General features: G+C 65.5%; 25 protein-coding genes and 1 tRNA gene. 17 read left to right on the top strand and 9 right to left on the bottom strand.

Translation table 11 applies throughout. The annotated features are described in order from the left end of the window. Nucleotides 1-88: 88 nt before the first annotated feature. From VWP12_RS03315 to VWP12_RS03295, 5 genes are all read right to left on the bottom strand, one after another. The gene (locus VWP12_RS03315) at nucleotides 89-847 is read right to left on the bottom strand and encodes a tetratricopeptide repeat protein (RefSeq protein WP_125199471.1); all 759 of its coding nucleotides are present in this window, start codon (nucleotides 845-847) and stop codon (nucleotides 89-91) included. A gap of 202 nt (nucleotides 848-1,049) precedes the next feature. After that, nucleotides 1,050-1,580 carry a ZIP family metal transporter gene (locus VWP12_RS03310; protein WP_410474935.1) on the bottom strand — a complete coding sequence of 177 codons (531 nt, stop codon included), beginning with the start codon at nucleotides 1,578-1,580 and terminating at the stop codon, nucleotides 1,050-1,052. A 268-nt stretch (nucleotides 1,581-1,848) separates the two neighbouring features. Continuing rightward, nucleotides 1,849-2,928 carry a DNA polymerase IV gene (gene dinB, locus VWP12_RS03305; protein WP_410474600.1) on the bottom strand — a complete coding sequence of 360 codons (1,080 nt, stop codon included), beginning with the start codon at nucleotides 2,926-2,928 and terminating at the stop codon, nucleotides 1,849-1,851. A gap of 14 nt (nucleotides 2,929-2,942) precedes the next feature. Next, complete coding sequence (locus VWP12_RS03300; protein WP_410474599.1) at nucleotides 2,943-4,580, bottom strand: PAS domain S-box protein; 1,638 nt, start codon at nucleotides 4,578-4,580, stop codon at nucleotides 2,943-2,945. Nucleotides 4,581-4,714: 134 nt separating this feature from the next. Then, a tRNA-Phe gene (locus VWP12_RS03295) sits at nucleotides 4,715-4,790 on the bottom strand. Nucleotides 4,791-5,032: 242 nt separating this feature from the next. On the opposite strand from VWP12_RS03295, the gene hisB reads away from it, so the two are divergent. The 15 genes from hisB to glnA all read left to right on the top strand — a co-directional run bounded on the left by hisB (nucleotide 5,033) and on the right by glnA (nucleotide 17,909). Continuing rightward, nucleotides 5,033-5,626, top strand: a complete 594-nt coding sequence (hisB, locus tag VWP12_RS03290; RefSeq protein WP_410474598.1) for an imidazoleglycerol-phosphate dehydratase HisB — start codon at nucleotides 5,033-5,035, stop codon at nucleotides 5,624-5,626. Between the two features lie 166 nt (nucleotides 5,627-5,792). After that, entirely contained in the window at nucleotides 5,793-6,425 is a 633-nt protein-coding gene (gene hisH, locus VWP12_RS03285) for an imidazole glycerol phosphate synthase subunit HisH (protein WP_125199476.1), read from the top strand. A gap of 43 nt (nucleotides 6,426-6,468) precedes the next feature. Then, entirely contained in the window at nucleotides 6,469-7,224 is a 756-nt protein-coding gene (gene hisA, locus VWP12_RS03280) for a 1-(5-phosphoribosyl)-5-[(5-phosphoribosylamino)methylideneamino]imidazole-4-carboxamide isomerase (protein ID WP_410474597.1), read from the top strand. A 3-nt stretch (nucleotides 7,225-7,227) separates the two neighbouring features. After that, nucleotides 7,228-8,001: an imidazole glycerol phosphate synthase subunit HisF gene (gene hisF / locus VWP12_RS03275; protein WP_410474596.1), complete on the top strand. Its 774-nt coding sequence runs from the start codon at nucleotides 7,228-7,230 to the stop codon at nucleotides 7,999-8,001. Between the two features lie 98 nt (nucleotides 8,002-8,099). Further along, nucleotides 8,100-8,528 carry a phosphoribosyl-AMP cyclohydrolase gene (gene hisI, locus VWP12_RS03270; RefSeq protein WP_410474595.1) on the top strand — a complete coding sequence of 143 codons (429 nt, stop codon included), beginning with the start codon at nucleotides 8,100-8,102 and terminating at the stop codon, nucleotides 8,526-8,528. Beyond that, nucleotides 8,515-8,856, top strand: coding sequence for a phosphoribosyl-ATP diphosphatase (locus VWP12_RS03265; RefSeq protein WP_410474594.1), 342 nt, complete (start codon nucleotides 8,515-8,517; stop codon nucleotides 8,854-8,856). The genes hisI and VWP12_RS03265 overlap by 14 nt, the downstream gene beginning before the upstream one ends. A gap of 26 nt (nucleotides 8,857-8,882) precedes the next feature. Then, on the top strand, nucleotides 8,883-9,173 hold the full coding sequence (tatA, locus tag VWP12_RS03260; RefSeq protein ID WP_125199481.1) for a Sec-independent protein translocase subunit TatA: 291 nt from the start codon (nucleotides 8,883-8,885) through the stop codon (nucleotides 9,171-9,173). A gap of 26 nt (nucleotides 9,174-9,199) precedes the next feature. Then, nucleotides 9,200-9,796: a Sec-independent protein translocase protein TatB gene (tatB, locus tag VWP12_RS03255; protein WP_410474593.1), complete on the top strand. Its 597-nt coding sequence runs from the start codon at nucleotides 9,200-9,202 to the stop codon at nucleotides 9,794-9,796. After that, the gene (gene tatC, locus VWP12_RS03250; RefSeq protein WP_410474592.1) at nucleotides 9,765-10,886 is read left to right on the top strand and encodes a twin-arginine translocase subunit TatC; all 1,122 of its coding nucleotides are present in this window, start codon (nucleotides 9,765-9,767) and stop codon (nucleotides 10,884-10,886) included. The genes tatB and tatC overlap by 32 nt, the downstream gene beginning before the upstream one ends. Nucleotides 10,887-11,043: 157 nt before the next feature. Further along, a complete protein-coding gene (gene gpmI / locus VWP12_RS03245; protein WP_410474591.1) occupies nucleotides 11,044-12,579 on the top strand; it encodes a 2,3-bisphosphoglycerate-independent phosphoglycerate mutase in 1,536 nt (511 codons plus the stop codon). Nucleotides 12,580-12,784: 205 nt separating this feature from the next. Next, nucleotides 12,785-14,074, top strand: coding sequence for a porin (locus VWP12_RS03240; protein ID WP_410474590.1), 1,290 nt, complete (start codon nucleotides 12,785-12,787; stop codon nucleotides 14,072-14,074). A gap of 74 nt (nucleotides 14,075-14,148) precedes the next feature. After that, on the top strand, nucleotides 14,149-14,907 hold the full coding sequence (locus VWP12_RS03235) for a hypothetical protein (protein WP_410474589.1): 759 nt from the start codon (nucleotides 14,149-14,151) through the stop codon (nucleotides 14,905-14,907). 37 nt (nucleotides 14,908-14,944) lie between these two features. Then, nucleotides 14,945-15,643 (top strand): SDR family oxidoreductase, encoded by a 699-nt coding sequence (locus tag VWP12_RS03230; RefSeq protein ID WP_410474588.1) that lies wholly within the window; start codon nucleotides 14,945-14,947, stop codon nucleotides 15,641-15,643. A gap of 192 nt (nucleotides 15,644-15,835) precedes the next feature. Beyond that, on the top strand, nucleotides 15,836-16,159 hold the full coding sequence (locus tag VWP12_RS03225; protein ID WP_410474587.1) for a hypothetical protein: 324 nt from the start codon (nucleotides 15,836-15,838) through the stop codon (nucleotides 16,157-16,159). Between the two features lie 358 nt (nucleotides 16,160-16,517). Beyond that, on the top strand, nucleotides 16,518-17,909 hold the full coding sequence (glnA, locus tag VWP12_RS03220; RefSeq protein ID WP_410474934.1) for a glutamate--ammonia ligase: 1,392 nt from the start codon (nucleotides 16,518-16,520) through the stop codon (nucleotides 17,907-17,909). A 115-nt stretch (nucleotides 17,910-18,024) separates the two neighbouring features. Here glnA and VWP12_RS03215 read toward each other — a convergent pair whose 3' ends face one another. Next, complete coding sequence (locus tag VWP12_RS03215; RefSeq protein ID WP_158611836.1) at nucleotides 18,025-18,258, bottom strand: CsbD family protein; 234 nt, start codon at nucleotides 18,256-18,258, stop codon at nucleotides 18,025-18,027. Between the two features lie 152 nt (nucleotides 18,259-18,410). Here VWP12_RS03215 and VWP12_RS03210 point away from each other — a divergent pair, with 152 nt between their 5' ends. Next, entirely contained in the window at nucleotides 18,411-18,749 is a 339-nt protein-coding gene (locus tag VWP12_RS03210) for a metalloregulator ArsR/SmtB family transcription factor (protein ID WP_410474586.1), read from the top strand. A 157-nt stretch (nucleotides 18,750-18,906) separates the two neighbouring features. Beyond that, nucleotides 18,907-19,218, top strand: coding sequence for a DUF3817 domain-containing protein (locus tag VWP12_RS03205; RefSeq protein ID WP_410474585.1), 312 nt, complete (start codon nucleotides 18,907-18,909; stop codon nucleotides 19,216-19,218). 56 nt (nucleotides 19,219-19,274) lie between these two features. Here VWP12_RS03205 and ispH read toward each other — a convergent pair whose 3' ends face one another. Genes ispH through lspA form a run of 3 tightly spaced genes read right to left on the bottom strand, consistent with a single transcriptional unit; the run spans nucleotide 19,275 to nucleotide 21,200 of the window. Beyond that, a complete protein-coding gene (gene ispH, locus VWP12_RS03200; RefSeq protein WP_410474584.1) occupies nucleotides 19,275-20,213 on the bottom strand; it encodes a 4-hydroxy-3-methylbut-2-enyl diphosphate reductase in 939 nt (312 codons plus the stop codon). Next, nucleotides 20,210-20,710 carry a peptidylprolyl isomerase gene (locus tag VWP12_RS03195; RefSeq protein ID WP_125199113.1) on the bottom strand — a complete coding sequence of 167 codons (501 nt, stop codon included), beginning with the start codon at nucleotides 20,708-20,710 and terminating at the stop codon, nucleotides 20,210-20,212. Before VWP12_RS03195 ends, ispH begins: the two co-directional genes overlap by 4 nt. Continuing rightward, nucleotides 20,703-21,200: a signal peptidase II gene (gene lspA / locus VWP12_RS03190; protein WP_410474583.1), complete on the bottom strand. Its 498-nt coding sequence runs from the start codon at nucleotides 21,198-21,200 to the stop codon at nucleotides 20,703-20,705. The genes VWP12_RS03195 and lspA overlap by 8 nt, the downstream gene beginning before the upstream one ends.

The following is a 21,200-nucleotide window of genomic DNA, read 5'->3' as shown; positions in this document are numbered from 1 at the left end:
ATCCCGGACAATCCCGGGCGCCAACGTAAAACGGCGCCCGAAGGCGCCGTTCAATCCAAACCGTTTGGCCGGTCCGTTGGCGGGGTTCTCAGCGGTTGGCCGCCCGTTGGTCCAAGGCGACCAACATTCGGTCCTGCGCCTGCAACTCCTCAGACAGCTCACGCGCGGCGACCAACTCCTCCTCGTCCATTTCACCGAGGAACGACTGCATCAGCTCGTCTGCCGCCCGGTGACCGTTCTCCACCAGCGGGCTGAGCAGGCCATAGGCCGCCACGTAGTCGGGCTCGTCCAGGCCCAGGCCATGGGCGTACATCATGCCGAGGTTGTAGCGGGCCACGGTGTGCCCCTGGGCGGCCGCTTTGCCATACCAATGCAAGGCCTTCTCGTAGTCCGGCTCGACACCCTTTTCGCCCAGGTAGAGCGCGGCCAGGTTGCTCTGGGCACGTGCATAACCTTCCTCGGCAGCCCGGGTGAACCAGTCAAGTGCCTCGTCGCGATCCCGCTCGACACCCTGGCCTTGGAAGTACATGGTCCCGACCGCCAGCTGGCTCGGGGCGAAACCGGCATCGGCCGCCTTTCGGTACCAGCGCATGCCGAGTTCGTAGTTCTTCTCGACCTTCTTGCCGTTGCAGTACATGTGCCCCAGGACGTACTGGGCGAAGATGTCGCCCTTTTCGGCCTTGGGCAGCCAGTGCTCGACACCGCCGTTTTCATAGAGATCCTGCGCGACTGCCGCCGGAAGGTCGGCCGCCTGCGCCGACAGCGGCAGGGCCAGCCCACCGGCCGCCAGCGAGAATGCCAGCGCCCGCGCCAGGCAGCCGGCGCCTAATGTATTGATGCGTTTCATGATCCCTGCCCTCGTTCTGCTCCGATTCGGGAAACAAGCATGCCCCCGAAACGGCGGAAATACAATTATAAAATACCACGCCGAGTGACTGATTTCGAAGGGAAAATATCACGGGAAACGAATATTGCCCCATCAGCACATAGTGATCCTCATCACCCACGCCGGATCGCACCACGGCAGGGCTCCCGATCAATGTGCGCATTCAATGCGCGATCGCCAGCTGAAAGGCGAACATCGCCATGAAGGACAGCACCACCACGGTCCCCACGTTGGTCGCTGTCAGGTGACGGTTGGCGTCCGGCAACAATTCGGCAAATACCATCCAGATCATCGCCCCGGCGGCCAGTCCCAGCCCGATTGGCAGGAAGGGCTCGAAGGCGGTCACGAACAGGTAGGCGGGGACGGCCATCAATGGCTGCGGCAGGCTGGAGAAGATCGCCCAACCGGCAGCCTGCCAGACCGGCACACCGCGCGGTACCAGCACCAGGGCGATGGCCAGCCCCTCGGGGATGTTGTGCACGGCAATCGCCGCCGTGATGAACATGCCCAGATCCTCGCCACCGCCATAGGAGACCCCGACTCCCACACCCTCGGCGAAGGAATGGATGGTCATCACCCCGACGATCATCAGGGCCTTTCTCGCATCCGCCCCCTGCAGGTCACTGACATCCGGGGTGTCGTGTCGATCCAGCCAGCGGTCGGCGAGCACGACCAGGACCAGGCCCGAGGCCATCCCCAGCAATACACGCCATGAACCGATGGCGCTGCCCTCGGCCACCAGGCTGTGGCTGGCCGCCAGCATCAGGCCCGCGGCCAGGGCGGCACCCACCGCCAGCCAGCGGTCATCCACGTGCCGGGCGAAGGCGAGCGGGATGGCGCCCAGCCCGGTGGTCAGCGCCGTGATCAACGCGGCGATAAAGACGGTCAGCAAGCTGACTTCGAGTGTCATCGGCGAACCCCGATCGAGAAACTGGTGCTGACTTTAGTCACTCCTCGCCCCGTCAGCCCGCCGACGGCCAGCCGAGATCAAGTTCCCCCAACGGCAGTCCTGCTCGGGCCTCGAGCCCCGAACAGGTCACCCCCAGCAGCCGAATCGGCCGGCTCCCCGCCTCGGTGTCATCGAGCAGCCCCGGCAAGGCGCCCAGCAACTCGCCGGCCGACGACAACGGCCTCGTGAAGGTGCGCCGACGGGTGATCTGAACGAAATCCGCGTACTTGACCTTCAGGGTGACCGTGCGGGCGGCAAGCTCGCGGGCCGCCAGGTCCCGTGCGACCCGCTCGACCAACGGGGGCAGGGCCGCCTCGACCTCATTACGGGCAATCAGGTCGCTTGCGTAGGTGGTCTCGTGCCCCAGCGACTTGCGCTCGCGCCGGCTCTGCACGGGGCGCTCGTCGATGCCGCGCGCGATCTGGTAGTAGTGCCGCCCCGCCTTGCCGAACCACTCGACCAGCTCATGCAGTTCGTGTCGGCGCAGATCGCCGCCAGTGTGAATGCCGTGCGCCCTCATGCGTCGCTCGGTGGCTGGCCCGACGCCATGGAAATCGCCCACCGACAGCGTCTCGATAAATGCCGGCGCGGCCTCGGGATCGATCAGGTAGAGACCATCGGGCTTGTCCACGTCCGAGGCGAGCTTGGCGAGAAACTTGTTGTAGGACACGCCGGCCGAGGCGATCAGCCCGGTCGTCTCGCGAATCGCCGCCTTGATCTCGCGGGCCATCAGGGTGGCGGACCCGCGACAGGCCGAGCTGTCGCTGACATCGAGGTACGCCTCGTCCAGCGACAGGGGTTCGATCCAATCGGTGTAGCGGCGAAATACCTCGTGAATCTGGCGCGAAACCGCGCGGTAGACATCGAACCGGGGGCGCAGGAAGACCACCTCGGGGCAGGCACGGGCAGCGCGGGCGGCCGGCATCGCCGAATGAATGCCGAACCGTCGTGCCTCGTAGCTCGCCGCCGCGACCACGCCGCGGCCAGCCGGATCGCCACCGACCACCACGGGCCGACCGCGCAACTCGGGCCGATCGCGCTGCTCGACCGAGGCATAGAAGGCGTCCATGTCGACATGGATGATCTTGCGCATGCCCGCCGCAGGCCTCACTCGGCCAACGCGGCCCGGTTGCGCCCCGCCGCCTTGGCGCGATACATCGCCCGATCGGCCGCCCGCACCAGGTCATCGCCACCGACCGCGTGGTCTGGGTAAAGGGCCACACCGATACTCGCCGACACCCCCACGGTCTGGCCCTCGACTGTTAACGGCTCGGCCAACGATCGACACAACGCCCCGGCGACCGCCAATGCCTCCTCGCTGCCGGCAGGGGTATGCAGGAGGACGACGAACTCGTCCCCACCAAGCCGCCCCACCAGATCGGACTCGCGCAGACCGTCGACCAGCCGCCAGGCGGTGGTCACCAGCACTTCGTCCCCGGCGGCGTGACCGAGACGGTCGTTGATCGGCTTGAACTCGTCGAGGTCGATGAACAACAGGGCCACCTTCTCGCCGTGCCGGGCCGCCAGCCGCAATGACTGCTCGAGATGTTCGAAGAACAACGCCCGATTGGCCAGTCCGGTCAAGCCATCGTGCTGGGCCAACTGACGGATGCGCTCCTCCATGGCACGCCGCTCGGTGATATCGCGGGCGATGCCGAGAAACGCCACCACCTCGCCGTTTTCACCACGCAACGCCGCGGCATTGCTGATATGCCAACGCCAATGGCCGTCCTGATGACGCACCCGGTACTCGATGCCACTCTGCGGCTGGCCGGAAGTCAGCACCTGCTCGAGGAAGCCCTGGCAATGAGACAGGTCCGCCGGGTGCAGGTAGTCACGGATATGGGTGCCGACCACGGTCTCGACCGGGTGGCCCAGTGTTGTGGCCCAGTTGGGCGAAACGTAGCTGAACACCCCGTCGGGCGTGAGCGTATAGATGATGTCGTTGGCGTTCTCGACCAGCTGTCGATAGCGGGCCTCACCGATGCGCAGCTCGTCCTCTAGCGTCTTGCGCCGTGAGATGTCGTTGACGTAGCCGGTCCAGATGATCGTGCCATCCTGCAGCCGTTGCGGCAGATCGTTGGCCTCCACCCAGAGTACGCGGCCATCACGATGGCACATGCGGAATTCCGCCTGCCAGGGCTCCAGCCGCCTGCCTGACTCGATGCTGTCGGCCAGCACGCGATCGCGATCCTCCGCGTGAATCCGGCCAAGCAAGGCCTCAGCATCAGCGAGCACCTCGGCCTGACTCACGCCGAACATCTCCTCGACCCGTTGGCCAACGAACAGAAATCGCCAGTCCTCTCCGCCCGACCACTGCAACTGGTAGACAAAGCCAGGCAACTGCCGCGAGACCGTATGCAACTGCTGGGCGAAGTCACGGCTCCAGGTGATATCCCGCGCCGATCCCAACAACTCCACCACCTCGCCCTGCTCGTCGCGCAGCGGGCTCAACTGGATCTGCCAACTGCGATTGCCGCTGGGCACATCGAAAATCGACTCGACCAGGGCCGGCTCGCCGCTGGCGAAGCACTCGGCATACACGGTCTCGAGATGTTCGGCCTGTTCGGCAGGCAAGAGCTCGCGCGGTGTCTTGCCCACGATCTGTTCGCGGGACAGCCCGGTATCGCGCAGCAGGGCGGCGTTGACTTCGCGATAGACAAACGCGCGATCCGCTCGCCGGGCGATCAGAAAGAGCACGTCCTGCGACTGCTCGAAACAGGCCTGATAGGGAACTCTCGGCATCGATGCGCTCTGCCTCCGCCTTTGACATGACCAGTATGCGGCCAGCGGCGCCGGCACAAAAGACAGCCAGGCAAGACCACATTTCCCGAAACGAAAAAACCCCCGATGCGAGGATCGGGGGTTTTCGGGAATCGTGGTGGCCAGAGAGGGAATCGAACCCCCGACACGGGGATTTTCAATCCCCTGCTCTACCAACTGAGCTATCTGGCCATGTCCGCTTGTCGCTGCCGGCGCACATCAGGCGCCGTCGCCGGGCGACGAGGCTGCGCATTTAACGGCAAAATCGACGCGCGGTCAACCCCGCCCCGGGAGGATCGAGGGCGGATCGTCGCCGAACGACCCAAGCCGTTTTCCGACCAGAGGCTGACGTGCCGCGGCGGGCATTGTATGCTCCCGATTCGGGAAGGTTTCCCGCTCAACCAAATTCCAACCGCCCGAGACGCGAACCGACCATGGCCGCACGCACCGCGCAGATCCGCCGCGAGACCAACGAAACCCGCATCGCCATCGACATCAATCTCGACGGCGAGGGCAAGGCCCGCCTCGAGACCGGCGTGCCCTTCTTCGAACACATGCTCGACCAGATCGCCCGCCACGGGCTGATCGACATCACGCTGAGCTGCGACGGTGACACCGAGATTGACGATCACCACACCGTCGAAGACTGCGGCATCGTCCTCGGCCAGGCGGTGGCCAAGGCCGTCGGCGACAAGCGTGGCATCGTCCGCTACGGGCACGCTTACGTGCCACTGGACGAGGCGCTCTCGCGGGTGGTGATCGACCTGTCCGGACGGCCGGGGCTCGAGTTCAACTGCGATTTCACCCGGTCGCTGATCGGCCGCTTCGAGACCGAACTGGTCGAGGAGTTCTTCCGCGGTTTCGTCAACCACGCCGGCGCGACGCTGCACGTCGACAACCTCCGCGGGCGCAACGCGCACCACCAGGCCGAAACCATGTTCAAGGCCTTCGGCCGGGCGCTGCGGATGGCATTGAGCGCCGACGACCGGCAGGCCGACGCCATCCCGTCGACCAAGGGCTCGCTGTGAGGCGCCTCGGAAAATCGTCGCGAGGTGCACGAGTGCAAGGAGCCGCGGAGCGAGCGACGAGACATATCGGCAAGATAGGTGAGGAGCGGGCTTACGCCAGCTTCGCGTTAGTGAGCACGCGACGCAGCAATCGGGTGGCGCAGCAGATTTTACGAGGTGCCTCGTAATGCAGATCGCCGTCGTTGATTACGGGATGGGCAACCTGCGCTCGGTGGTCAAGGCCATCGAGCACGTCGCCCCGGATGGTGCCCACGTGGTGCTCACCGACGCCCCCGAGGTGATCCTGGAATCCGAGAAGGTGGTCTTCCCCGGCCAGGGGGCGGCGGCCCAGTGCATGAGCGCCCTGCGCGAGCGCAACCTGCCCGCCGCCCTGCGCGAGGCGGCGCAGACGCGGCCGTTCCTCGGCATCTGCATGGGCATGCAGGTGCTGCTGGAGCGCTCGGAGGAGAACGATGGCGTCGACCTGCTGGGCTGGTTTCCCGGCCAGGTCAAGCGCTTTCGCCCCGAGGATGAGTCGCTCAAGGTGCCGCAGATGGGCTGGAACCAGCTGCACCAGACGCAGGATCACCCGCTGTTTGACGGCATTCGTCAGGACGCGCGCTTCTATTTCGTGCACAGCTATTACTGTGAGCCAACGAACCCGGCCCACCCGGTCGCGACGGCCGACTACGACCTGACCTACTGCGCCGCGCTGGCCGATGACTACGTCTTCGCCATCCAGGCGCACCCGGAGAAGAGCGCCGACGACGGCCTCAAGCTCCTGGCCAATTTCACCCGCTGGTCCGGACCTTGGTCCTGACCGCATCGCAACACGACAGCCGCATTTCGAGGACGCCCGAATCATGCTCCTGATCCCCGCCATCGATCTCAAGGAAGGCAAATGCGTGCGCCTGCGCCAGGGGCGCATGGACGACGACACCGTCTTTTCCGACGACCCGGTCGCCGTGGCCGGCCGCTGGGTGGAGGCCGGCGCGCGCCGTCTGCACCTGGTTGACCTCGACGGCGCCTTCGCCGGCAGCCCCAAGAACCGCGAAGTCATCAAGGCGATCTGCGAGGCCTACCCGGACCTGCCGATCCAGGTCGGCGGCGGCATCCGCGACGAGGCCACCATCGAGCAGTACCTCGAGCTGGGCGTGGATTTCGTCATCATCGGCACCAAGGCGGTCTCCGAGCCGCACTTCGTCGAGGATGTCTGCCTGGCCTTCCCGGGGCACATCATCGTCGGCCTGGACGCACGCGACGGCAAGGTGGCGATCGACGGCTGGTCGAAGCTCTCGCACCACGACATCCACGACATGGCCCAGCGCTTCGAGCACGACGGCGTCGCCGCGATCGTGTTCACCGACATCTCCCGCGACGGCATGATGCAGGGCGCGAACATCGAGGCGACCCGCGAGCTGGCCAAGTCGGTACGCATCCCGATCATCGCCTCGGGCGGCGTGACCGACATGAGCGACATCGATCTCTTGATCGATGCCGCCGATGACGGCGTCTCCGGCGCGATCATCGGCCGGGCGCTCTACGAAGGCACCATCGACTTGAAGGAAGCCCAGAAACGCATCGACGACCGTGCGGGCATCCCGCCGTTCTCCGAGTAGGCCATGGGGCTTGCCAAGCGCATCATTCCCTGCCTGGACGTGGCCGAGGGTCGCGTGGTCAAGGGCGTACAGTTCGAGGGCCTGCGTGACGCCGGCGACCCGGTCGAGGCGGCGCGCCGCTACAACCAGGCCGGCGCCGACGAGCTAACCTTCCTCGACATCTCCGCCTCCCACGAGGGGCGCGAGACCATGCTGCACGTGGTCGAGGCCGTCGCCGCCGAGGTATTCATCCCGCTGACGGTCGGCGGCGGCATCCGCACGCTGGCCGACGTGCGCCGGCTGCTGCACGCCGGGGCCGACAAGGTCTCGATCAACACCACGGCCGTGCATCACCCCGAGCGCATCAAGGAGATGAGCGACGCGGTCGGCTCGCAGTGCATCGTGGTCGCCATCGACGCCCGGCGCGTCTCGGGCGAGGGCGAGCCACCGCGCTGGGAGATCTTCACCCACGGCGGGCGCAACCCGACCGGGCTGGATGCCGTCGAGTGGGCCGAACACATGGCCGCGCTGGGCGCCGGTGAGCTGCTGGTCACCAGCATGGACCGCGACGGCATGCAGCAGGGCTTCGACCTCGAATTGACCCGCGCGATAAGTGACGCCGTACCGATCCCGGTGATCGCCTCCGGCGGCGTGGGCAACCTCGATCACCTCGTCGACGGCATCACGCAGGGCCATGCCGATGCCGTGCTCGCCGCCAGCATCTTCCACTTCGGCACCTACAGCATCAGTGAGGCCAAGGCCGTGATGGCCAAGGCCGGGATCGAGGTGCGCGACTGAACCCGGCTGCGCTGTCACTGCTGACGGTTTTTTCGCCATCCCTGATATACTCCCGCGCCGGCCACCGGCCCGCCCACCGCTGAAAGACGACACCGACAGTGACCGAATCTCAGGCAACACCCCCGGCATTCCGCGAGTCGCGCGACTGGATCGAGACGATCGCCTTCGACGAGCACGGCCTGGTGCCGGCCATCGCGCAGGACGCCACGACCGGCCGGGTGTTGATGTTCGCCTGGATGAACCGCGAGGCGGTCGAGAAGACCGCCGAGTTGGGCGAGGCGGTGTACTACTCGCGCTCGCGCCAGAAACTCTGGCACAAGGGCGAGCAGAGCGGCCACACCCAGAGGGTGCGCGAGATCCGGCTCGACTGCGACGGCGACGTGCTGCTGCTGTCGATCGAACAGCACGGCGGGATCGCCTGCCACACCGGCCGCGAGTCCTGCTTCTACCGTCGTCTCGAGGGCGGTCGCTGGCAGGCGACCGACGAGGTCAAGAAATCCCCGGGAGCGATCTATGGCAACGGCTGACCGCCGATCGACCGAGGTGCTGGAACAGCTCGCCGCCCTGCTCGAGCAACGCAAGGGCGCGGATGCGGGCAGTTCCTATGTCGCCAGCCTGTACCACAAGGGGCGGGCGAAGATCGCCCAGAAGGTGGGCGAGGAAGGGGTCGAGGTCGCGCTTGCCGCGGTAGGCGACGACCGCGACGAATTGATCAACGAGATGGCCGACCTGTGGTTCCACAGCCTGGTACTGCTGGCCGATGCCAACCTAACCCCGGCGGACGTGCTCGACGAGCTCGAACGCCGATTCGGATTGTCGGGCCTTGAAGAAAAGGCACGGCGCGCACAAGATTGACAGGACATCAGTAGGAGATCGCGATCATGGGTACTTTTAGCATCTGGCACTGGCTGATCATTCTCGCCATCGTGCTGCTTCTGTTCGGCACCAAGCGTCTGAAGAACCTCGGCACCGATCTCGGTAGCGCGATCAAGGGCTTCAAGTCCGCCGTGAAGGACGAGTCGGAGAAGGACGAGGAAGAGCAAAAACGCGCCGAGAACCTGGAACACAAGGAGGGCGAGCAGCCCAACGCCAACCGGGTGATCGAGAGCGAGACCATCGAGGCGGGCAAGGAAAACACCGCCGAGAAGTCGACCGAGCGCAAGGACAGCTGATCCCAAGCGCGCATCGGTATTGATCCGTGTTCGGCTTCAGCTTCTGGGAAGTGTCGCTCATTCTGGTCGTGGCCCTGGTGGTCATCGGCCCCGAACGGCTGCCCGGCGTAGCGCGCAAGGCGGGCGAATGGACCTACAAGGTCCGCAAGTTCGTCGCCAACGCCAAGGCCGAGATGGACAGCGAGTTCAACATGCAGGACATGAAGCAGCTGCTGAACTCGCAGGAATCCGAGATCAGCAAGCTGCGCGCGATGGTCGAGGAGACCCGCGACGACCTCTCGGGCACCGAGAGGAGCGTCAAAAGCGCCCTGTCCGATGCCGAACAGACCATGCGCAGCTCGGCCGAGGCCGAGAAGGCTCGACTCGACAAGGCCGGCAAGCAGGCTGACGGTTCAGAGAACTCCCCGGACACGGGCGCCGAGGGCAGCCGCCTCAAGGCGCTCGACGACGAGGTGCCCGACACCTTCGAGGACGAGCTGAGCCGACTGGAATCGGAAACCGGCGAGACCTTCCGCCGCCCATTCGAATCGGCCGACACCGATACCCCGGCCGAGCCGGCCACGACCCAGGAATCGACGGCAAAAGACCAAGATGAGCCAACGGAACGCGGACGCGACAACTGACGAACCCTCCGGTCTGGCGGGTTTCGTCTCGCATCTGGTCGAACTGCGCAACCGGCTGATCAAGTCGGTGGCCGTGGTCTTCGTGCTTTTCCTGGCACTGTTCCCGTTCCGAAACGACCTGTTCCGCCTGCTCTCCGATCCGCTGTCGCAGTTCCTGCCGGAAGGCGCCAGCATGATCGCCGTTCAGGTCGCCTCGACGTTCTTCATTCCGCTCAAGCTCGCCGGCTTTACCGCCCTGTTCCTGGCGATCCCGTTCCTGCTCTATCAGCTCTGGGCCTTCATTGCGCCGGGGCTGTATCAGCACGAACGCAAGATGGTGATCCCGCTGGTCTTCTCCAGCACCGTCCTGTTCTACCTGGGCGCCGCCTTCGCCTACTTCGCGGTCTTTCCGGTGGTCTTCGGCTTTCTCGCCGGCACCGGGCCGGCGGAAGTCAGCTTCGCGCCCGACATCAACGAGTACCTGAGCTTCGTCATCACGATGTTCTTCGCCTTCGGCTTCGTCTTCGAAGTGCCGGTGGCGACCGTGCTGTTGATCCTGATCGGCGTGGTCACGCCCGATCAACTGGCGGAAAAGCGCCGCTACGCAATCCTAGTCGCGTTCATCCTCGGCGCAATCTTCACCCCGCCGGACATCCTGTCGCAGTTCATGATGGCGATACCGGTCTGGTTCCTTTACGAACTGGGTATCGTCATCGGCCGCATCCTGCTCAAGCGCCAGGGCGGCCCCGTGCTGCCGACCGACGACGAACCCGAGCCGGATGACACCCCGCCCGGCGGTGGCACGGGCGGCGGCTCGCCCGCCGGCGGCAGCCCTGCAACCGCAAGCGGCACGGGCCCCGGCCGGGCCTTTGAAACCGAGAAGGACGACGATTTCGACTTCGATCGCGCCTTCGAGGAGATCGAGCGTGAGCAGCAGTCTCTCGAGGCGATCGAGGCCGAGGCGCGTGAAGACGAGGCCACGCAAGGCGCCAGGAAAGAGATGCAGTATGACCAGGCGCCCACCGCGTCCGAATCCGAGCAAAAAGACTCGGATGCACGTCGAGACGACACGCCCGACGCGAACGACGACGAGCGCAACGACCGGCGCTGATACCGGTCGACCTCGTCAACCGGGCGGGGACCTTCGCCCGCCCAACCCAGAATGAAACGGATGGCCCGCTGCCCCCCCCCGCCGGGCGGATAACGGCGCGCGCCACCCGATTCGTTCCGGTGACTCCAACCGAAACACGAACAAGGAACGCAAGCCCATGTCCAATATCGCCCCGCGACGCCCCGTCCTGCTTGTGATCATGGACGGTGTCGGCGTCAACCCGAGCCGCAAGCACAACGCCGTGAGCCTGGCCGAAACGCCTCGGCTCGACGAGTTGTACGCCCACCACCCGCACACGGTGATCGAGGCCTCCGGGCGGGCATGCGGCCTGCCTGACGGCCAGATGGGCAACTCCGAGGTCGGTCACCTGACCCTGGGCTGCGGCGCGATCAACCGCCAGGACCTGGTGCGCATCGACGACGCGATCAAGGACGGCAGCTTCTACGAGAACTCCGCGCTTAACCAGGCGATGCAGAAGGCCGCGGATGCCGGTCGCCCGATCCACCTGATCGGGCTGGTGTCCGACGGCGGCGTACACAGCCACGTCCGTCATCTGCTCGCCTTGATCAAGATGGCGAAGAAGATCGGCGCCCGGCCGCTGATCCACATGATCACCGACGGCCGCGACACCGCGCCGAAATCCGCGCTGGGCTACCTCGACCAGCTCGAGCCCAAGCTCAAGGACGCCGGCGGGGCGATCGCCACCATCAGCGGCCGCTACTACGCCATGGACCGCGACCAGCGCTGGGAGCGCACGGAAGAGGCGTTCAACGCCATCGTCCGTGGAGACGGCCCGCGTTTCCGTGACGCCCGTGCCGCGCTCGACGCGTCCTACGCGGCCGAGCAGCACGACGAGTTCATCCGCCCCGCGGTGCTCGACGGCTTCGAGCCGCTGTCGGCCGACGACTCGATGATCTTCTTCAACTTCCGCAACGACCGCCCGCGCCAGCTCACCGAGGCGCTGGGCCAGGCGGAGTTCACCGGCTTCGACCGCGGCGACTACCAGCCGATCGTGGTCACCTGCCTGACCGAGTACGACCCACGCTTCCTGTCGCCGATCGGCTTCCCGCCGGAGCGGCCCAAGAACGTGCTGGCCGAGGCGATCAGCCAGGCCGGCATCAAGCAGTTCCACTGCGCCGAGACCGAGAAGTACGCCCACGTGACGTTCTTCTTCAACGGCGGCAAGGAAGAGACCTTCGCCGGCGAGGACCGCGTCATGGTGCCCTCGCCCAAGGTAGCGACCTACGATTTGCAACCGGAGATGAGCGCGCGCGAGGTGGCGGATGCGGCCATCGACGCGGTGCGCGCCGAGCAGTACGGCTTCGTGCTGGTCAACTTCGCCAACGGCGACATGGTGGGCCACACCGCCGTGCGCGAGGCGGTGATCAAGGCCATGGAGACGGTCGATCTCGAGGTCGGCCGGCTGGTCGACGCCGCGCGCGAACAAGGCTACTCGATCATCCTCACCGCCGATCACGGCAACTGCGACGAGATGGTCGACCCCGTCACCGGCGACCCACACACCCAGCACACCACCTACCCGGTGCCCTGCATCGTCATCGACAAGACCCCGGTGCGCCTGCGTACCGGCGGCGGCATTGCCAATATCGCGGCGACCGTGCTCGAGCTGATGGGCCTGCCGTTGCCAAAGAAGATGAAGCGCTCGCTGCTGCTGGAAAAACCCTCCAGCTGACCGAACCGGGCCTCCGGCAATCAAGGCCGCGCCGGCCCCCGCTGGGGTCCGCGCGGCCTTGTTCGTTTCGGCGAAAGGCGGACAACCGTTCGGCGCCAGGGACAGCCGCAGGACCTTCTCCCCCGAGGAGGACTAGCCGTCCTTGTCGTTATGTTATAACGTTTGCGACATCACTAAGACCAACCTTGACCAAGGAACAAGAACCATGCCCCGCCACTTGCCGCTCCGTCTGGCCCCACTGCTCGCCGCCACCAGCGTAGTGCCCTGGGGCACCGGCCAGGCAGCCGCACTGCCACTCGACCCGACACTCACGGTCGTTCTGGACGGGGTCTACTACGATGACAATGCCGATGGCGAGGGCGACGCCCGGCTCGGCGAAACCGCCGGCATCTTCGATGCCCATGACCACGAGGCGGCCGACCACGAACACGGCCTCGAGCAGGGGTTCAATCTCCGCCACACGGAAATCTCGCTGACCGGCGGCATCGAGAAACTGCTCGATGCACGGCTGAACGTCGCCATCTACGACGGGGGCGATGTGGAAGTCGAGGAAGCCTTCCTCGCCACCACGGACCTGCCCGCCGGGCTGCGGATCAAGGCCGGCAAGTTCTACTCCGGCATCGGCTACGCCAACGAAAGACACCCGCACGACTGGGATTTCGTCGACCAGAACCTGCCCTACCGCACCCTGCTGGGTGTACACGGCCTGTCCGACATCGGCGCACAACTCACCTGGCAACCGGCATGGGACCACGACACGCGCTTTGGCATCGAGGCCTTCCAGGGCGACAACAACGAACGTCTCGGCACCGAGGCCGACCACGCCGACGACCTGCCGGGCCGGGACGACGCTCCCCGCTTGTACACGGCATTTGCCAAGTGGTCGCCAGCGCTCGGCCACGACCATGCCCTGCAACTCGGCGCCTCGGCTGCCTGGTTTCGCAGTCACCAGGAATTCCATCACCACGACGAACTCGATGAGCACGGCCTGGACGGCGAGGCCCGTCTCTGGGGGCTCGATGCCACCTACGCCTTTCACGCGGACGGCGCCCACGGACAAGGCGACTGGCGCGTGGCGGCCGAATACCTGATCGCCGAGAAGAACCTCGAGGTGGCACATCACGCCAGCGACCCGAGCGTGATCGGCCAGGCGCGAGACTTCACCGAGGACGGCCTGTACGTGCAAGCCACCTACGGGATCGCCCCGCGCTGGGAGGTCGGACTGCGCTACGACGCGGTTGGCTTCACCAACGAGAAACGCGGCCCGCTTGTCGCTGCGAATATCGACTTTGATGAGAGCGACCGCTGGACGGCGGCCGCCACCTGGCAGATCAGCGATACCAGCCGACTGCGCGCCCAGGTCGCACGGGTCAGCGCCGCCCTGGAAACCGACCGGGAGCACTACACCCAGTTCTACCTGCAATACCAGTGGCGCTTCTCGCTCGGCCAACGCTCGGACCCTCACGCCGGGCATCACCACGGTCACGATCACTGACGCGGCCAGGGTATCGGCTGGCATGCTAACCTCGATGAGCCGCCAGCCTGGGCGGCACGCCGCGAGGACTTGCCGTGACCGACCCGAACCAGCCCAACCAGACCCCGCCGACCGACGAACCCATCACCCGGCCGGACGAGCCACGTCGCGGCATCGGGTGCCTCGGGGTGAGCCTGATCATCGTGGGCACGATGATCGTCACCCTGGTGCTCGGGGCAATCGCCGTACGCTACTTTCTTTTCCCGGATCAGTTCGAGCCGGTCGAACTGAACGCGGCCGAGCAACAGACACTCGACGACAAGCTTGCCACCATCGGCGTTCAGCCCGACCAGCCCTCGCCCCGAGCGGGGGATCGGTTTTCCTCGCGACCGGAGGAGTTCGATGACCAGGGTCGACTCAAGCCCGAGCCATACCGGGAGAAGGACGCCCCGCGCGAGGTGCAGTTCGACGAACGCGAGCTCAATGCCATCATTGCCCGCGACCCGGAGATGGCCCGGCGACTGGCCATCGACCTGTCCGAGGACCTGGTCAGCGTCAAGCTACTGGTGCCGCTGCCACCGGACTTCCCAGTCATGGGCGGGCAGACGCTACGCCTGAACGCGGGCGCCGAAGTGCGGCAAGTGCCGACGCCGGAAGGATCCCGGCTGGCGGTGGTCGTCACCGGCGTGAGCCTGTGGGGCGTGCCGCTGCCGAATACCTGGATCGGCGGGCTCAAGGGCGTCGACCTGGTCGCGGAATTCGGTGGCGAGCCGGGCTTCTGGCAATCCCTCGCCGAGGGCGTCGAGTCCGTTGACGTCAAGGAGGGCCAGCTGGTATTCCGGCTGGCCGAATGAAAATCGCACACCCAGATAACCGAAAGGAGACTTTGGCATGAAGACCGCCCTGATCACCGGCACCAATCGAGGCATCGGCCTGGATCTGACCCGCCAGCTGCTCGAGGACGGCTGGCGGGTGCATGCCACCGCGCGTGATCCGGAGCAATCGGCCGAACTCAAGGCATTGGCCTTCGCCCACCCGGAGACGCTGCAACTGCATGCCGTGGACGTTGCGGATGCCGAGTCCATCCGGACACTTTCCGACCAGCTGGCCGACGAATCGATCGACTGGCTGATCAACAACGCCGGCATCTACGGCCCGCGAGGCGTGGCCTTCGGCAACGTCCACGACGTCGAGGCCTGGCTGGAGGTGTTCCGCATCAACAGCATCGCACCGATGCTGATCATGCAGGCGTTTGCCGACCAGGTGGCGCGCAGCGGGGAGAAGAAGATCGGCATTCTCTCGAGCAAGGTCGGCTCGATGGGCGATAACGGCTCGGGTGGCGGCTACATCTACCGGTCGAGCAAGGCGGCGGTCAACGCGGTAATCAAGAGCGCCTCGATCGACCTCGAACCACGCGGCATCAATGTGGTCGCCCTGCACCCGGGCTGGGTGCTGACCGACATGGGCGGCCCCAACGCCGAGATCACCACCGCCCAGAGCGCCGCAGGACTGCGTCGCAACATGGCCGGTCTGACCGAGGCCGACCGGGGGCGGTTCATCGACATCGATGGCACGACCATTCCCTGGTAAGGCCCCCAAGCCAAGGCCATAAAGGACCCGCCTCCCCAGCAACATGGCGGCAGTCCTCGGGGCATGCGGGGGACGGGGCCACCCTCCTCGCGCTTGCTGGCGCAAACGGGAATCGTTATCATTCCGGTGCGATTCCAAGCGTGTGCATTCCACGTAGCGCACTCGCCCATGTCAGCCAGCCGGGAGGCCGTCATGCAGCTGTTGCACCACTGTGGGGAAGAGGCCGACCAGATCGTGGTCATCTCGCCCGAGGGGGATTGGGAGATCGCCCGGTTTCGCTATGCCGAGCTCGACCGTTTCATCGCCGAGGGCAAGCTTTCGAGCGCGGAGCTGTTCGACCGCCGCCCAGCGGGCCAGGCCGCACTGTGCCGGCAACTGGCGCTGCTCGCCTGTGCGCGCGAATGCCGCCACGGCATGACCTGCCTGGCGGTCGACTGCCCCTACTACCCGGCACCCTCGCACCACCCCATCCCGACACTCGACAGCCTGCCGGCCGCCAAATCGAAACGCGCTTGAACCAATATGGTGCCAGCGGCCAGCCCAATGCACCAGTGTGGTGCGTTCGGGGCTGCGTATGCGCCGCACCATCGATGTCGACCGCCGATGCACTGGCGGCGCCACCACCCGCCGACTCCAGCGCGCCTTGCGCGATAACAGTCACTTAGGCGCACCCGGGCCACCCGGCAGCCGCCCCATCTGGCTGCACCTCCGCGCAGCAATCCGTCAACAAAAAACAGGCACGGTTTCTGCTTTTCTTGCACCAAGTCGGGCATCAGCGGATCATGTCGGCAGCATGCCGCGCGATCTCACGCCCGCCGCATTCGAGATACATCGTTCACCGGAGGATTCCATGTCCAACGCGACCAACAAAGTCATGACCCTGATGGAAGAAAACGGCGTCAAGTTCGTCGACTTCCGCTTTACCGACACGCTGGGCAAGCAGCAGCACGTCACCTACCCGGCCAGCCACATCGACGAGGAAACCTTCGAAGACGGCGTGATGTTCGACGGCTCGTCGATCGCCGGCTGGAAAGGCATCAACGCCTCGGACATGATCCTGATGCCGGACCCGGAATCCGCCAACATCGATCCGTTCTCCGAAGAGCCGACCCTGATCGTCGTCTGCGACATCATCGAGCCGGACACCATGCAGGGCTACAACCGTGACCCGCGCTCGGTCGCCCGCCGCGCCGAGGCCTACATCCAGTCCTCTGGCCTGGCCGATGCCGCGCTGTTCGGCCCGGAAAACGAATTCTTCATCCTCGACGACGTGCGCTGGGGCTCGGACATGTCCGGCTCGTTCGTCAAGATCGACTCCAAGGAAGCCGCCTGGAACGCCGAGCGCGTCTACGAGGACGGCAACATGGGTCACCGCCCGGGCGTCAAGGGTGGCTACTTCCCGGTCCCGCCGGTCGACTCCCTGCACGACATCCGTCAGGCGATGTGCCTGGTGCTGGAGGAGATGGGCCAGGACGTCGAGGTCCACCACCACGAAGTCGCGACCGCCGGCCAGTGCGAGATCGGTGTCGCGTTCAACACGCTGGTGAAGAAGGCCGACGAGGTCCAGGACCTCAAGTACGTGATCCACAACGTGGCCCACGCCTACGGCAAGACCGCCACCTTCATGCCCAAGCCGATCGTTGGCGACAACGGTTCCGGCATGCACGTCCACCAGTCGATGACGCGGGATGGCAAGAACCTGTTCTCCGGCGACGGCTACGCAGGCCTCTCCGAGATGGCGCTGTACTACATCGGCGGCATCATCAAGCACGCCCGCGCGCTGAACGCGTTCTGCAACCCGTCGACCAACAGCTACAAGCGCCTGGTCCCGGGCTTCGAGGCACCGGTCAAGCTGGCCTACTCCAGCCGTAACCGTTCGGCATCCATCCGTATCCCGTTCGTCTCGAACCCGAAGGCCCGTCGCGTCGAGCTGCGCTTCCCGGACTCCACTGCCAACCCGTACCTGGCGTTTTCGGCGATGCTGATGGCTGGCATCGACGGCATCCAGAACAAGATCCACCCGGGCGAAGCAGCGAGCAAGAACCTCTACGACCTACCGCCGGAAGAAGAGAAGAACATCCCCGAGGTGGCCTTCTCTCTGGATGAGGCGCTCAAGGCACTGGATGAGGACCGCGAGTTCCTGACCCGTGGCGACGTCTTTTCCGACGACCTGATCGACGCCTACATCGAGCTCAAGGGCGAGGAAGTCCAGCTGCTGCGGATGACCACCCACCCGGTCGAGTTCGACATGTACTACAGCCTGTAAGGCCAGTGGTCCGGCCGGGCGCAATGTCCGGCCACCGGAAACACGAACGCCCCGCATCGCGGGGCGTTTTTGTCTGTGGGGTGGCAGATTTTTGGGGCCACCTCTCACAGGCGCGTCACTTCTTGGGGACGCCCTCGGCACCCAGCTCTTCCTTCATCCGCTTCTGGAATTCCTGGATCTGCTCGCGAGCCTCTTGTTCGCTGACGCCGTAGCGAGCCTGGATCTTGCCGATCAGCTCGTCCTTCTTGCCCTCGAGCACCGCGAACTCGTCACCCGTGATCTTGCCCCAGTATTCCTCGGCGTGCCCGATGAACGATCGCCAGTTGCCTGCGATGTGATCCCACTTCATTACGGAACTCCTGTGCAGTTTTGCCCTCTTCATTGTAGGCAATCGACGCCGGCCTGCTGACCTGAATGCGACGCTAATCTAAGTCGGCGATACAATGAGCCCAGCTAATGATTATTCCTTTCGATTAAATTTTGAGAACAAGAGAGACTGCCATGCCACCCGAGGCCCTGTTTCGCGCCCTTGGCGACACCACCCGCCTGCGTTGCCTGATGCTACTGCTCCGAGAGGGCGAACTGTGTGTCTGCGAGTTGACCGAGGCGCTGGCATTGAGCCAGCCCAAGATTTCCCGCCATCTCGCCCATTTGCGCGATGCCGGCATCACCCAGGTGCGACGCGATGGCACCTGGGTGTTCTACCGCGTCGCCGAGGACTTGCCCGCCTGGGTCCGCGCCGTACTCAAGGACACCTTCGATGGTAATGCCGGCGGCGAGACATTCACCGAGGACCTTAACCGCCTCAAGCAGATGGCTGGCCGGCCTTCACGTGCGTGATGCCCTTGACCCCGCCGGGAACGACACGCTTCAACCGAACCAGGCGCAAGCACAAGGCGCTGCACAACCGGTTCCGGACTAGCTTAGCTTCGGGTAGCAACATGCTCGCCTTTAGATAGACTGGGGTTATTTCCAAATAACCCCTAAGGCGATCGTGATGAGACAAGGGTCAAACCCGGCACTCCGGCACCTCGGACTGATGACGCTGCTGGAGGGTGGTTCGCTGATCGCCCTGGTGGCGATCGCCATGCCGCTCAAGTACCTGGCCGGGTTGCCGGAGGCCGTCAGCGCCGTCGGTCCGATCCACGGGATATTCTTCCTGTGGACGATGGCCGTGCTCGCCATCACGCTCTACCGCCAACTGCTGCCTATTCACCATGGGGCGGTGGTGGCGGTCGCGGCGCTGATTCCCTTCGGCGGGCTGGTCTCGCACCGGCTGGTCCGTCGGCGCCTCCAGGCCACGGCCTGAGCGCCACGACCACCGGAAACACCGATCCGGACGAACAAGGACGGGCCGCGGGGCTCCTAGCGGCGCAACTCGACCGGGATGGGGAAGACCATGTTCTCGACCACGGCGGGCTCGCGCTCTTCGAGCGTGGCCTTGCACTCGAGCTTGAGCCGCTCGATCACCTGCTGGACGAGGATCTCCGGGGCCGAGGCGCCGGCGGTCACGCCCACGCGGCTGCAATCGCTGAACCAGGCCGGGTCGATGTCGGCCGCATCGTCGATCAGGTGGGCGGGCGTGCCGCACTGCTCGGCGAGCTCGCGCAGCCGATTGGAGTTCGAGCTGGTCTTCGAGCCGACCACCAACACCATGTCACAGCTTTCGGCCAGCTCGCGCACGGCGTCCTGGCGGTTCTGCGTGGCATAGCAGATGTCGTCCTTGCGCGGCCCCTCGATCTGGGAGAAGCGATCCTGCAGTGCGCCGATGATCGCGCGGGTCTCGTCGACCGAGAGCGTGGTCTGAGTCGCCCAGGCCAGCCCCTTGGGATTGTCGACCGAAAGCTTTGCCACGTCCGCGATCTTCTCGACCAGGTGGATCTGCCCACCGAAAGCCGGATCGAAGTGGCCCATGGTGCCCTCGACCTCAGGGTGACCGGCGTGGCCGATCAGCACCACGTCCCGCCCCGCCCGGGCGTGGCGGGCGACCTCCATGTGCACCTTGGTAACGAGCGGACAGGTGGCATCGAAGACGGTCAGACCACGCTCGGCGGCCGTGTCCTGGATCGCCTTGGAAACGCCGTGGGCGGAGAAGATCAGGGTCGCGCCGTCCGGCACGTCCGCCAGCTCCTCGATGAAGATCGCGCCCTTGTCGCGCAGGTTGTCGACGATGTAGCGGTTGTGGACGATCTCGTGGCGGACGTAGATGGGCGCGCCGAAGGAATCGAGCGCGCGGTCGACGATTTCCACCGCGCGGTCGACCCCGGCGCAGAAACCACGCGGGTTGGCGAGCTGAATCTTCATGGCGCCTCTCCCTGCAATGCGGGTGAATCGGCGGGTGCGGCGCGTCCATCGACGGCCAGCACTTGCACGATCAACTGGATGTTCTGCCCGGCCAGCGGGTGATTGAAGTCCACCGTCACCGCATCCTCGGTCAGGGCCGTCACAGTGCCCGGCACCGACTCGCCATTGGGCAGGTCGAACTCGATCACCAGTTGCGGCTCGAGGTTCATGTCGTCCGGGAAACGGCCGCGCGGCATGGTGTGCACGTTGCCGGGGTCCGGCATGCCGAAGGCGTACTGCGGAGTGAGCAGGATGCGTGTGTACTCGCCCAGCGGCAGCCCCACCAGCGCCTCCTCGAGGCGCGGCTCGAATGCCCCGGCACCGAGCTTCACGGTGAACGGCTCGTCGCCGAAGGTGCTGTCGACCACGCGATCGTCGGGCAGACGGATCTCGTAGTGGACGGTCACCTCGGAGTCCTTGCCGATAGTCGGCAGGTTGGACGTGTCGGCATCACTCATCGGATACGCTCTCTCGGCCAGCGGGCCGCAGTTCGGCCCAGATAATCAGTGCCACGCCGATGGTAATGGCCGCATCGGCGATGTTGAAGGCCGGCCAGTGCCAGCCGGCGGCATGGAAATCGAGGAAATCGACCACGTGGCCATAGAGGACCCGGTCGATCACGTTGCCCACCGCCCCGCCGATCACCAGGGTGATGCCCGCCTTGATGCGCCCGTCCCGGATCGCGACGAACGCCAGCCAGGCCAGCAACGCGGCCGTGATCACCACGGCCAGGAAAACGAAGAACCAGCGCTGCCAACCGTCGTGATCGGCCAGGAAAGAGAACGCCGCGCCGGTGTTGTACAGCAGGGTGAAATTGAAGAACGGCAGCACCTCGACGGGACGGGCGTAGACCAGCCCCGCCAGCGCCGCCCACTTGGTCAGCTGATCGGCGACCAGCACCCCGAGGGACAGCCAGAGCCAGCGCAGGTTCGCCTTGTCGATGCTCAT

This window comes from Guyparkeria sp. TX1 (assembly GCF_046523965.1).
GTDB lineage: Bacteria > Pseudomonadota > Gammaproteobacteria > Halothiobacillales > Halothiobacillaceae > Guyparkeria.
The sequence above is the reverse complement of the archived record's forward strand: the minus strand, read 5'-3'. Positions and strand labels throughout refer to the sequence as shown.